This window comes from Bacillus solitudinis (assembly GCF_002797395.1).
Classification (GTDB): Bacteria; Bacillota; Bacilli; order Bacillales; family Bacillaceae_D; genus Halalkalibacter_A; species Halalkalibacter_A solitudinis.
The window spans coordinates 4,332,163-4,345,200 of record NZ_KZ454943.1 but is presented as its reverse complement, the minus strand read 5'-3'; the positions used below and the strand labels follow the sequence as shown (position 1 = coordinate 4,345,200).

General features: G+C 38.2%; 9 protein-coding genes. All 9 read right to left on the bottom strand.

Annotated features, from left to right (window positions below; all coding sequences use genetic code 11):
* Window positions 1-189: 189 nt before the first annotated feature.
* The 9 genes from CEF19_RS21315 to CEF19_RS21275 all read right to left on the bottom strand — a co-directional run bounded on the left by CEF19_RS21315 (window position 190) and on the right by CEF19_RS21275 (window position 12,936).
* Window positions 190-1,308 (bottom strand): glycoside hydrolase family 88/105 protein, encoded by a 1,119-nt coding sequence (locus tag CEF19_RS21315; RefSeq protein ID WP_100407906.1) that lies wholly within the window; start codon window positions 1,306-1,308, stop codon window positions 190-192.
* Window positions 1,309-1,424: 116 nt separating this feature from the next.
* On the bottom strand, window positions 1,425-3,476 hold the full coding sequence (locus tag CEF19_RS21310; protein ID WP_100407905.1) for a glycoside hydrolase family 65: 2,052 nt from the start codon (window positions 3,474-3,476) through the stop codon (window positions 1,425-1,427).
* Window positions 3,477-3,527: 51 nt separating this feature from the next.
* The gene (locus tag CEF19_RS21305; protein ID WP_100407904.1) at window positions 3,528-5,804 is read right to left on the bottom strand and encodes a helix-turn-helix domain-containing protein; all 2,277 of its coding nucleotides are present in this window, start codon (window positions 5,802-5,804) and stop codon (window positions 3,528-3,530) included.
* Between the two features lie 529 nt (window positions 5,805-6,333).
* Window positions 6,334-7,653 carry a Gfo/Idh/MocA family protein gene (locus CEF19_RS21300; protein WP_100407903.1) on the bottom strand — a complete coding sequence of 440 codons (1,320 nt, stop codon included), beginning with the start codon at window positions 7,651-7,653 and terminating at the stop codon, window positions 6,334-6,336.
* Between the two features lie 97 nt (window positions 7,654-7,750).
* Entirely contained in the window at window positions 7,751-9,304 is a 1,554-nt protein-coding gene (locus CEF19_RS21295; protein WP_100407902.1) for a type 2 periplasmic-binding domain-containing protein, read from the bottom strand.
* Between the two features lie 61 nt (window positions 9,305-9,365).
* Window positions 9,366-10,235, bottom strand: coding sequence for a carbohydrate ABC transporter permease (locus CEF19_RS21290; RefSeq protein WP_100407901.1), 870 nt, complete (start codon window positions 10,233-10,235; stop codon window positions 9,366-9,368).
* Window positions 10,235-11,098: an ABC transporter permease gene (locus tag CEF19_RS21285; RefSeq protein WP_227522122.1), complete on the bottom strand. Its 864-nt coding sequence runs from the start codon at window positions 11,096-11,098 to the stop codon at window positions 10,235-10,237. The genes CEF19_RS21290 and CEF19_RS21285 overlap by 1 nt, the downstream gene beginning before the upstream one ends.
* Before the next feature lie 115 nt (window positions 11,099-11,213).
* Window positions 11,214-11,438 carry a hypothetical protein gene (locus CEF19_RS21280; RefSeq protein ID WP_100407899.1) on the bottom strand — a complete coding sequence of 75 codons (225 nt, stop codon included), beginning with the start codon at window positions 11,436-11,438 and terminating at the stop codon, window positions 11,214-11,216.
* 322 nt (window positions 11,439-11,760) lie between these two features.
* Window positions 11,761-12,936: a TraB/GumN family protein gene (locus tag CEF19_RS21275; RefSeq protein ID WP_100407898.1), complete on the bottom strand. Its 1,176-nt coding sequence runs from the start codon at window positions 12,934-12,936 to the stop codon at window positions 11,761-11,763.
* Between the last annotated feature and the right edge of the window lie 102 nt (window positions 12,937-13,038).

Below are 13,038 nucleotides of genomic sequence, written 5' to 3'. Positions count from 1 at the left end.
AGCTTAATAATATCATGGAATAGTAACTTTGTCGGTGGTGCAATAAAAACATTAACTAGACAAATCCGACTTTGCTTCAATTCATATTTACAACTATGAAGTAATTTGTTTTTAGTTGTCGATATAACAATGATTCGCTGATATTTTATCCGCGTACATACAAGGAATGACTAATTTCCCCGCTTGTATTCAACCATCTAATTTTTCTAACTTCTCCATCTCAATACTTGCTAGTAAAAATGGTGCAACCCCCATTTGGACATCGCTAACAACTTGCTCACTTATATAATACTCATAAGAGCCATCTCGATACTTCGCTCCTCCAAGTCCAGCACCATGACATATCTGGTGAAGATGAACGCCATGACTATCTTCTGTGACCAAATGCTTGAGAATTCCATCGTACGCACGGTTTACGACCTCTTGCTTAATTCCCGATAAATACCCTAATCGAATACCCTTTGCTATTGCATACGAAAGCATGCAAGAACCCGAGGCCTCTAAATAATTTCCTTCTCGTCCGTTCTGATCCATGACTTGATACCAGAGACCACTCTCTTGGTCCTGAACATTCTTTATCGCATGCGCCATTCGCTCGAAAATCCCCATAATTTGACCACGCTTAGCGTGATTCACAGGGAAGTGTTCGAGAGAATCAACAATAGCCATGGCATACCACCCCATCGCCCGTCCCCAGATGTGAAAAGATTGACCTGTCTCCTTATCACACCAACGCTGCTCACGACTTTCATCCCATGCATGATGAAGAAGTCCGTTTTTGGGGTTACGCGTTTTTTCTTCAATCAACAAAATTTGCTGAGCAACTTCGTCAAAGCTCTCCGGTGAATCAAATGTTTTTGCAAACTGAGCCAGAAAAGGGGATGACATATATACCCCATCAAGCCACATTTGAAAAGGATAGATTTTTTTATGCCAAAATCCTCCTTGGCTCGTTCTTGGCTGTCCCGATAACTGTGTAACTAGCTGCTGAATGGCTTGTTTATATCTTTCTTGACCGGTACGTTGCCAAAGAGAAAACAAATTTTTCCCTTCGTTAATATGATCCAAATTGTATTCCTCGATTGCATAGTTTTTTACTGTTCCATCCTCTTGAATAAATAAATCCATATGCCTTTGAACCATCTGTTGGTACTTTTCCTCACCAGTCCACTCTGAAAGGACATCGAAAGCTTTTAACATCATCCCCCCTACATATCCCCATTTATTTGCAATGTTAGGGTGGTAGCCATTATTGCATTCTGATAGTATTGTTTCTGCTATTTTCACAGACCATTGATTTGTTTGCATATTCAGTCTCCTTTTTTACTAAGAACTAAATTTTAATTATGGTTGTGCTTAGAAAAATCACTCAGACAAATGATAGAACGTCTATTAGTGTGGACCTTGGACCCCAGAAGTTTAATCTATAGAAGAGCTCTCAGACCTTCCCATTTCACAATCCATCTTCCGTCTACTGGAAATCCCGGGCAATTTTCCTTAGATGATCCCTTCCACCCACAAATCATCATCGCAACAGCTGTTAGAAGACCTCCGTTGCCAGGTAAATATGCGGTTAATCCTGGTCTTTGATAATTATGTCCGCTCGGAAGATACGTATTTTTCGTCGCATCCATTAATAAGAAATCGATTGCCATTTCTCTCTCTCCAAGACGTGCGGCTGTCATCGCACACATCGGAAAATCCCATCCCCATGCCGATTCCCAGTCCCATACTTCCTTTACTTTATTTAATGTATTTCTCATAATTTCCGGATCGACCAACGTTCCTGGAAGAATCCCGAGTGCCCCTAGCATTGAAGGATGATCGTGGTTTTTTTCAGTAAAGGTAGTTAGACAATTCTCGTGTGCTAGATAAACCCCATTAGCTTGCGGTGGCTTTGCCATAGAGTTGGCTACCTTTGACCACATCGGATCCGCTTTAACGTTCAAACGTTCCGCCCACTTTATCGCTATTTCTAAACCATATTTCCAATATTCTAGTTCATACGGGGGATTGAGACTATCATTCATATGATGGCACTCTTGAGCCGGAATAAGAGGTGGACCAAGTATATATGCACCTTTTTCTTCATCCCAATGAGCATATGAGACCATGAAATCAGCCGCTTCAAATACGATGTCCTTAAAGCGTGACAAGAACGCATCCGATTGGTTAGCTTGGTAGCAAAGCTCGGCTAATGTCATCGGATGGGGTTGTTGCCAAATCAATCCTGGTGCGACTGGAGAAGGACTTTGCTTCCCGTCCATGCCGACCATTTTTGGCCATCTTGCCCCTGAATATCCTTGAGACGTGGCCAATTCCCTCGCCAAAGGTAAAATAGTTCTGTACCATTCTAAGCTTTTTTCTAATTTATCTTCTCGTCCCCAAACTGGAAAGTGAGCGCTGTGCCACCAATGCATTTCTAAATGAAATTTTCCAAACCAACTATTATACATATAACCTGTTTCTTGTGGAGGAAATGATCCTCCACTATGAATAGCAGATAAATATTGAGAAAGAACGATTCTTCTTTCCAGTTCAAACGCTCTTGAGTCCGTGCTCTCGGAGAAGTCAACCGCTGCACCGTTCATCCAAAATGATTTCCAGTACATTCTACTATCATTAAAAACGTCCTCAACATTAATGAATGATGGTTCTTGTGCTGCGAAAGAAACGGCAAATTCGAACTGATTCGATTGGCTATCTGCCTCTAGTGTAAATTCATGTGTTTTAGTTTGTGTAAACGTCCCACTGCTCCAATCCCATCTTACATCATAGTGATCTTCATCTAGTTCTCGTTTTAGTAAAGCTGCTTTCTCAGAAAGAGATATCATCTCTGTAGAATGGCGATCATCCTGCTCCCAAGAAGGATGCGTAGCTTTAGCCCAATTGTTATGGGTGACATCCGGCGCTGGAAAAAGTGTAAACACTTGCAATCGCTTCTCTTCAATGAGACGTGACAAGACTTTAACAGCGATGATATCATGCTCTGGGTGACACGCAGTTCTTACCTGAACAGAAACACCTTCTACAACAAAATTACTTTCCACTATCCCCGTCCACAAATCCATTTCTTGACTCATTTCTGTTATGTCATTCAAATCAACACTCTCACCATCTTTGTTGAGAAATCGAAAAGAAATACGACCAAGCTGCAGCCTGTGAGGATTTTGACGTAACCAATGATATGCCGTTTCCTTATCTTCCGGTTTCATAGGGTAATCGACTTTACGTCCGTATGTTTCAAAGCTTTGATAGGCAATGTCTTGTTTAGAATAGACGTCTGGACCTCCCGTGTAATGCCACCCCCAATTTGTTTGCGTGCCAAAAGGAGTCTTATACATCTCAGGAAAGGTTTGTAGGCCTGTAAAATCAAAGCTAAAACCAAACTCTCCATTCCCGATTGAGAGCGGAGAAAGAGATTCAATTTTCGTAATAGTTGGGTTATGTCTGCTTACAATGTCTTTTCTATTCATTGTTTATTCCACCTAACTACTCATTATTTTGAAGGATATAATTATCATTCCTTACATGATGTCTTTTCTTTTTTTCAACACATCTCTATATTTTCCAGGGGTAATATTTTTGTATTTACGAAAAGCCCGGATAAAACTATTTTCATGCTGATAACCTACCCTAGATGCAATATCCGAAATTTTCTCGTTTGTATTAAGTAAAAGTTCTGCGGCGTGTTCCATTCTCAGATTCGTAAAATAGCCGTAAATCGTCTCATTCTTTTCTTTTTTGAATAATGAACTTGCTAAACTAACACTAATTCCAATTGAATCTACTATTTCTGCAATGCCAATTGGTTCATCCAAGTGCTTCTTCATATAATCAATCATATGTTGGCTCAGAATGGAGTCCTTTCCCTTTTTTGAAATTTTTAGGGCCTCAATTTGTTTGTTTGTCTGTTGCTTGAGCACTTCCGCTATATCATGCAGATGAATCGTATGAAGATGCTCGAAGAATACCATTTCTTCGTCTTTTTTTGATTCTTCGCTAATTTGATGAATACTTTCGCCGACTCTCCTCAGAATTGTAAATGCTAATTTATTTTCACAATGAGACTCTTGTATTTCACTAATTATATAATCGATCAATTTTTGTGAGAGTTCCTTATCTCCAGTATCAATCGCTTCAGTTAACTGATCCAATATAGGATCCTTTACAGAGATATTTCGGATCGGTTTCTCTGTAAAATCTTCAATATTTAATAAACTACCGTAGCCTTTATACAGTCTATTGCTAAGTGCTGTATCAGCCTCCACGATAGCTTCCCTAAGTTTTCTGATATCTGTTTTCTGCTTACTTATTCCAATCGAAACACTAAATTTCAAAACTTTCTGAACTGTCGAAAGCGCTTCCTCGAACGTGCTCATTAACTTAGAGATGTCTTCACCAGGATGTAGAACAATAGCAAGCTTATCTTTTCCTAAGTCTACACACTCATTATGTGAGTATTCAGCTAAAATCTCAGAGATGATATTCGCTAATGCAAACTTTAAGAGTGAATGATCCGATTTTGGATTACTGATTGACCAATCGTAGAAATGATCAATAGAAATCATTGCGACTATCAGCGGTTTGTTCGATAATTCCCGGAAATAACCACTCCATTTTTCACATATTTCTTCCTGATCTGTGATATTTTCATGATAAATATCATGAAAAAACTTTGAAGAGGCCTCTGTCTTAACTTTCCGAATCACTTGGTTCAACTTGGCATAATCCATTAACAATTCTACGGCTAATCCTTCTAAGTGGACTAAATCCTGACGGGACTTGTCTTGCTCTCCCATTTTAAACAACTGCTTCATTCGTCGAATCGGTCGAAACGCAACCATATTAATATAAAAAATCGTCATACCACCTATTAGTAATGCTAGGACAGAGACAAAAAAGACCACATTTCCGACTCTTTTGGATTTCTCTAGTAAACTTTCTTGAGATACGATAGAAACATATTTCCAGCCTGTTAAGGGGGATAGCACTTGACTTGCCAGTAATTTTTTGTCTTGATACGTGATATCCCCTAAATTCTTCTCATTTAATTCTGCAATTGCCCTCTCAATCGATTCAGGTTCGAAATATCGATTTGATGTGGAATAAAGAAACTCATTATTCTGATCCAAAATGAAACGCATGCTATTTAGGTTCGAAATTTTTGATGAATCGATTGGTGAGAAAAGCTCTTCATGAACGAGATTCATTGCAACAATACCCTTGAATTCGCCTTGAATCATAATCTTTCTAAACAAGGTAATTTCTGACCCTCGATATTTTGCTCCCTCAGGAATAACTCTTTTCTTTATTAGCATCATTTCATCACCGAACTCGTCCGCAACGTCAATCCACTCTGAGTCTATAAACGTTGTTTTGCTAGAGCTATAGCCTTGTGGCATCGAGACAAAACTATCGTGCTGTAAGTCATAGATATAAATACTTTTAATATACGGAGAATTGTTGATAAGCGTAGATAATAGCTGATAAATAGCTGTGATATTGTTGTAAGAATTTTGCACATCGCTAGTTAAAAATTGGTATACATTAGAATTTAGTGCAATCTTGATAGCGATGTTATCGCTTTCATTAATGTAATCATCAATAAAATCCATACTGATTTGCAGCATTTGTTGCTGGGGTTCACTTACCTGCTCCTGCAGTACCGATTTAGACGTATGGTACGAGGTAATGCTTACACCCAGAATAATAAAGAAAACAGCAATGGTTAAAAATAAAACTAGCCTCGTTTCCGTTTTTACTAGAGTGAATTTTAACCACTTTCTGAAAAATTTAATCATTCTTTTTTACCCCCTTTTTCTGCCATTATACTATACTATTTTTATTATATTATAGGAGGTAAAAATATATTTGTGTTTCAAAGATACTTCGCACCTTCGCGCAGCATCCTAAGTGTTTCTATACCGGTTAATAGAATAATGCCAATTCCATCGGTATCGTTCTATTTCCACGATAAATTATCTTTATAATAATAGTTGGTAAAAGAATAACTAGATCCTTTGCAGACACCGTAAATATTTCCTTCATTATCGATAATTTTACCCAAACGTCACTGTTTCGGTGTAAGATTTCCAGTTTTTAAGCCAACCAGCGCGGATGCCAATAGTAAATGCATACATAAGCATTGATGTACAAGAGGTTTCTTCTAAGACTCAGAATCTTTCAAGACTTGATACCATAATCCGTTCATTGCCTGTAGCTTCAAGCAACCTTCAGCTAGTTCTCTCTGTAAAAGTTCAAAATCTCCTTGTATGACTCGCCTCGACTTATATGCTTTCTTGTGGTTAAAAGTATTCAGAGAGCTTCGACTTATTTCCTCGCCTCGACTTTGGGAGGTTCTTGTTGTTTACCAAGAATTTCTTCAATTGTAATTGGACGATTTTCTTTAGCTGATTTCCAGACTGCTTCCCCAGTAGACACAGAGTATGCTCCGTCTACCGCGCCAGACATAATCTCGTACGGTCGTTTCGGATTCGCTCCCATAAACAAGTCCTCTAAGAGTAACGGATCGCCCCCTCCATGTCCTCCCTGACGTTGAACGACATGTATCGTTTCCTTAGACCCAAACAAAGGGAAATAATCAATGGTTTGTACCGGGGTTGGAAATGGCGTCCGCCCTGGTGAATGGTATTCAACCGTCTCGATTCTCCCTTTTGTCCCGTTAATAGCTAGGCGATATCCTTCATAAGGAAGAGAAAAGTTAACAGAGTAACTAAGCAATGCACCCTTACTATACTTTATGGACGCAGTATACGTGTCCTCAATATTAATCTCGGAGTCATATATACATTGATCAGGTCGATAATCTGTATAAGGATATTTATTTTTATCACTAGTGAGTGATCCTAGATGATCATCCGGTACTAGCACTCTTTCCTTCCTTGAGTTCCACCGAGAATAGTACGAGCAGTCCTCTGTATAATCACATGTTCCACAATGTCTTCCATCTTCTTTCTTAGGATTTAATTCTCCTTCTGGTCCGTAGTAATTTAATGCACCATAAGCAAAAACTTCAACTGGTTTTTGGTCAATCCACCAGTTAACTAAATCAAAATGATGCGTACATTTATGAATGGACAGTCCTCCTGAGAGTTCCCTCATCCGATTCCATCTTTTGAAATAACTAGAACCGTGATACGTATCAAGATACCAATTCAAATCAACTGAGGTCACTCTTCCTACCTTGCCTTCTCGTACTAATTCTTTAATTTTTGTATGAATGGGTGAATAGCGGTAATTGAAGGTCACCGTTACCTTCCCTTTACTTTCCCGTTCAGCTTCTAACACTTTTCTACTATCTTCTGCAGTGGTAACCATAGGTTTTTCGGTAATCACATCTAAGTCGCGACGCAACGCGGCAAGAATATATCTCGCATGGCTATCATCTCTTCCTGCAGTGATAATCACATCTGGTTTTGCTTCATTAACCATCAGATCGAACTCAGATTCTCCGTATGTCTTCACATGGCCGTGTTCTGGAAATCTAGTACCAAACAATTCAAATCGTACAGGATCACGATCCAACAAGGCAACGATTTCGCAACTTTGTGAAAACGTCGTAATAATTGACTCGGCAAACAAACCGAGAGCTCTCCCGCTTACACCACAAATGGCATATCTTTTTTTCATCGATATCAATCCCTTCACCATTAATGTTATTCATTTAGTTTAAGAGAGAGGTTGCCCAAATAGACTTTGGGCAACTTGCATCTTAAACGTTTATTCATTATTTTCCCATTCTTTCGTACCATTCCTGAACCCGTTCTGTCACAGTATCTCCACCTGATTGATACCATCTATCTACAAATTCATCAAATTTATCAATCGGCCACTCACCAATAACAATTTTCGTTAAATATTCCTCAAATAATTTATGAGATTGAATATCTGGGAACCCTTCATAAACAGTACTTGGCAAGCCATCACCCGCAATTCTTCTAGCATCAGCTGTGCTTATCTCAAAGATATCTTTAACCATTTCTTGTTGTTGTTCTGGCATGGTTTGTTCAATTCGAATTTCCATATCTTCAATGGTCGTGAAATTTCTCATTCCTAATGGAATCGGCGTTTCATCCGTTGCTGGAATCAACACCTTGTTACCATCTTCTACTTCATGATGTGCGCCTTCAATTCCATATCGAATAAAATCATCAAATTCCGTATTATAAAAGAAGTCTAATAATTTTAATGAAGCAGCTGCATTTTCTTCAGATGCCACAGGAATCATCCACTCTGGTTCTCCCATACTTTTTTGCGTAACGAATCCTTCAAAACCATCAACTTCTGGTAAAGGCATTCCTGTAACATAGGCATCAGGTGCGCCTTCTAGCATTGCGTTATAACGGTCATGTAAATTGGCAGGAAGATGATACCAGCTACCTACTAGATTATTATTAATTTTTGCCGTCCAAACATCACCTTTATTTAAAAACGTTTCATTGTCTAATAGCTTTTCTTCATATAACTCTCGAATGAACGAAATGGCTGCTTTCATATTCTTTGACACACCAGCATATTGAATTTCACCTTCATAGATATCCCATTCAGGTGACCCTTCCCACATTGCAACCCCATAAATCGCAAATAAATGATCCATCCATTTACCAAACTCTCTTCCTGAGGTCGGAAGTTCATCCTTCAAGCCATTTCCGTTAGGATCCTTGTCACGGAATGCGATTAATAATTCTTTATATTCTTCAACCGTTGTTGGCATGTCAAGTCCTACTGCATCAATCCAATCTTGTCGAATCAAAGGAGCACGTTCAGGAACGAGGAATACTTTTGGGACATAGTAGATTTTCCCATCAGGTGTGGCAGAACGGACAACGTCCCACGCCTCTTCAGGAATATTATTCCATACATTAGGTGCATACTTTGGAAGAAGATCATCTAGAGGTAAGGCCGCACCTTGATTTATTAAAGTTTGTTCCACTCCGCCAATTGGGCGGAAAATATCTGGGAAATCATTTGACGCAAACATCAGATTTAAATATTCGACAGGATCAGCTCCTGCTGGAGGAGTTAATAATTCATACTCAACCCCCGTTTCTCCTTTCACATATTGAACATGTGCGTCATCAGGACCCGGAAGAGTGCCTTTTGTTAAGTGACTTTTGAATACTTTGACATTAGCCTCTTCAATTATTTCTTCTTTAACATCCTCTTCATTAGGTGATGAACTATCTACCTCTTCATTACTGTTGTTACAGGCAACCATCATACCCAAAATTAGAGTTAACATTAGAGATAATAAAAATATTCGCTTTCTGTTAGCTAACATGCCTTTTCCTCCCTTTTATATTAAATTATATAATCAAACCGATAGTTCGGTTTAATATCTACTATTCTTTCAGTGATCCAAGGACTGCACCTTTTACAAAATACTTCTGAAGGTATGGGTATACTAGTAGTATAGGTACGGTAGCAAAAATAATTGTAGCCGCTTTCAAAGTTGTTGTATTAAAGTCAGCATCGTTTGTGATTAGATTAACAGCAGCGAGCTCTTCTGGTGAGGTGAAATAGGCTCGAAGTCTCATCTGTAACGGCCATAATTCAGGACTTCTAATGAACAAAACGGCTTTTTGGAAAGTGTTCCAATAGGCGACAGCGTAGAATAAACTAACCGTAGCAAGAACTGGCTTAGATAGCGGCAAATAGATTTGGAATAACAATCTAAAATCATGGCAGCCGTCAATTTTTGCGGCATCGTCCAAGTCACTTGGTACCGCCATAAAAAAGGTTCTCACAATGACCATGTTAAAGGTACTAATTAGCGCTGGAATGATAAGCGCCCATAGCGAGTCCATCATCCCTAGTTCTCTAACTGTTAGAAAAAACGGAATCATAGGTGCATTGAAAATCATCGTGAGGACAATCGCTAGCATTATAGGTTTACGTAACAAAAATTCCTTTCTCGATAACGGGAACGCCGTTAAGACTGTAAAAAACATACTTAAGAAGGTTCCAACAACTGTAATATAGACTGTAACGGCAAAAGACTTCCAAAGAACTTTATTTTGCAGGATATGTGTCCACGTGTCCAATGTAAATTCTACTGGTAGCAAGAATACTTTTCTTGAATCAGCAGCAATCGGTGAACTAAAAGACACGGCTAACAATTGAAGTAAAGGAAGAATCATAGTTAGCGCCATAACAATTAAAACCGTATAGTTGAAAAATTGAAAGCATTTTTCTCCATATGATTGTCTCATTACCATAACCCCTGTCCTGATTTTCTTGCGAGTCTGTTAAATATCCAGAGTAATATGAAGCCAACAACAGATTGGAATAAACCAATTGCAGTGGTTACACTATATTGTCCTTGGAGCACACCAGCTCGGTAAACATATGTTTCGATAATATCTCCGACGGAATAGGTCATCGGCGTTAGTAAGTTAAAGATTTGATCAAACCCAAGTTCTAAGAAATTTCCGATATTAAGTAAAAATAGAACTAAAATTGTGGGAAACAATAATGGTAGCGTGATATAGATTGTCTGTTTCCAACGGTTGGCCCCATCGATGACAGCCGCTTCATATAAACTGGGATTAATTGCGGTTATCGCAGCTAAATAAATGATCGTTCCCCAGCCAACCCCCTTCCATATATCAGAGATAACAACAATTGTCCGAAAGTACTTTTCCTCCTGCATAAAGAGAATCGGTTCTGCGCCGAACAGTACACGAACAGCATTGACAATCCCTTGCGTAGATAATAATTCAAAAACAATTCCCCCCACGACAACCCAAGATAAAAAATGTGGAAGATAAAATAAGCTTTGAACAGTTCTTTTTATAATCATTAGTCGGATCTCATTAAATAATAATGCGAGAATAATTGGTGCTGGAAATCCAAAAACAAGTTGATAAAAAGCGATCATCGCCGTATTCCTTAACACTTGATAAAAATCTTGATAGGTAAAGATAAATCGAAAATTATCTAATCCAACCCATGGGCTAGCCAATATCCCTTTGAAAATTTGGTAATCTTTAAACGCAATAACACTTCCTAGTAATGGGATATATTTAAATAGAATGTAAAATAACAAACCAGGAAGAATCATGACATAAAGCATCCAGTTTTTTCTGATATTTTCGTAGTACGGATTTTTTCTTTTTTTAATGAATTTACTTGTGTCAATTTCTAACTCAGATTCTCCATAGGGTTTTACTGATGAATCCCCCATTATGCTAAACCCCCTTTTCAAATAACTTTTCATTTTCAGTTTGATTATAACCAGCCAATTTCGGCAAGGACAATCGTTCAATATTCCACGAAATGCGCATATAAAATATTCCTTCATCTTTGTTGCTTTGGTTCACATCTACATTACTTGTTAACTGTTCGTAACCGCTTACAAAACGCGTCGGTAAAGCTTTTGTAAAAATGGTTTGTTCTAAATAAGAATGGTTCATTCACCTTTTTTTAGTTTTGAGTTGGCTCAAAAAAAGATTTCGAGTTTCCAGTGATATATGATTTTAAAAAAACTAGGATCCTACCTGATAAAACAAAAAAGACTACCCATAAAACGGTAGCTTTTGTTTCTTGCAAATGAGGTTTTAATACTTTTTAAGGAAGGGTAAGTTTGCATGTTTTTTAGACTCAAAGCTACCCCTTCCTAGCATATATAGTCGCTCCTTAAAAATGCCTGCCACAAATGTATTAAGCAAACACACTTAGTAACAGGCATAAAGGTCAATATATGTATGTTACACAATAATATTAAAGCTAGATTTGTTACGTTCCTAATATGTTTCTGATAAACAACCGGATAACATCTGCCCCACCTATTACTGTTCCGAGTGTACTACCTAAATTTGTTAAAACAACAACAAGTAAGACTCGAGTGACCTTATTGCTCCAAAACCCTTTTAAGGTAAACACATCATCTGAGAGATTTTCAAAGTCACTTACTTTTGGTCGTCGCAGATATGCTTCCATAATCCCCGAAAACCAACCAGCTGCTAGAAGAGGATACAATGAACTAAAGGGCGCAATAACAAAAGCGGATATAATCGTTAAAGGATGTCCAAATGCTATCGCAGCACCAATTGCTGCAAAAACCCCATTCCATAATATCCAACTCATTGTTAAATTAACACCAACATCAGGATTCATAAAAAAGGCATACCCAATGATACCCAGAATGAGGAATGGGATGATCCAAGCAATCATAGTAGGCACTTTAGATTTTACAGGTCGTACAGATAGCGCTTCTAAATCATGGTCTTTATTAATTTCTTCTTTAATACCAGGAACATGTGCAGCACCTAAAACAGCCACAACTTTACTTCCAGGAGCTTCTTTAATTTTCTGCGCTAAATACTGGTCACGTTCATCAATTAAAGGTGTTTTCAATTTAGGAAAGTTTACAGTGAAATCTTGAAGCATCGTGTTTAACATATCTTCGGATTTCATTTTCTCGAGCTCTTCTTCAGAAATCTCATCTTTATTGAAAATACTTCCGATAATCTCCATAAGAAGTCTCGTTCTTCCCATTAGACCAACACCATGCCAAATTCTGGAGAAAGTGATTTGTATATTTCTATCGGCTAAGATAAGTTCCGCACCTAGTTCTTCTGCCGATTCAATTCCCTGAATCATTTCTTGACCAGGCTTAATATCGTATTGCTTGGCTATTCGCTTTTGAAAGGAAGATATGACAAGGTTCATTAGTAAAAACGTTGCTTTCTTTTCTTTAATTACCTTGAAAATATCCATATCTCTCCATCGATTTTGGTCGATAATGGATTGATACCTTTGCTCATCCAATTCGATGCAGACGGAGTCAGGTCTTTCTGCTTCAATAACTTCCTTAACTTGCTCTGCGCTTTGCTTGGATACATGGGCGGTACCAAGAAGGATAATCTCTTTACCATTTAAGGTTATCCTCGTAATATTCTGTTCCGACATAAATACCTTCCTTCCAACATTTTGAGAGTGTCTGTCTCTTATCGTATCATTAATGCTTCTCTTGACCAGTATAAAGAGCTCTGAAACCAAGATTCTCTTATA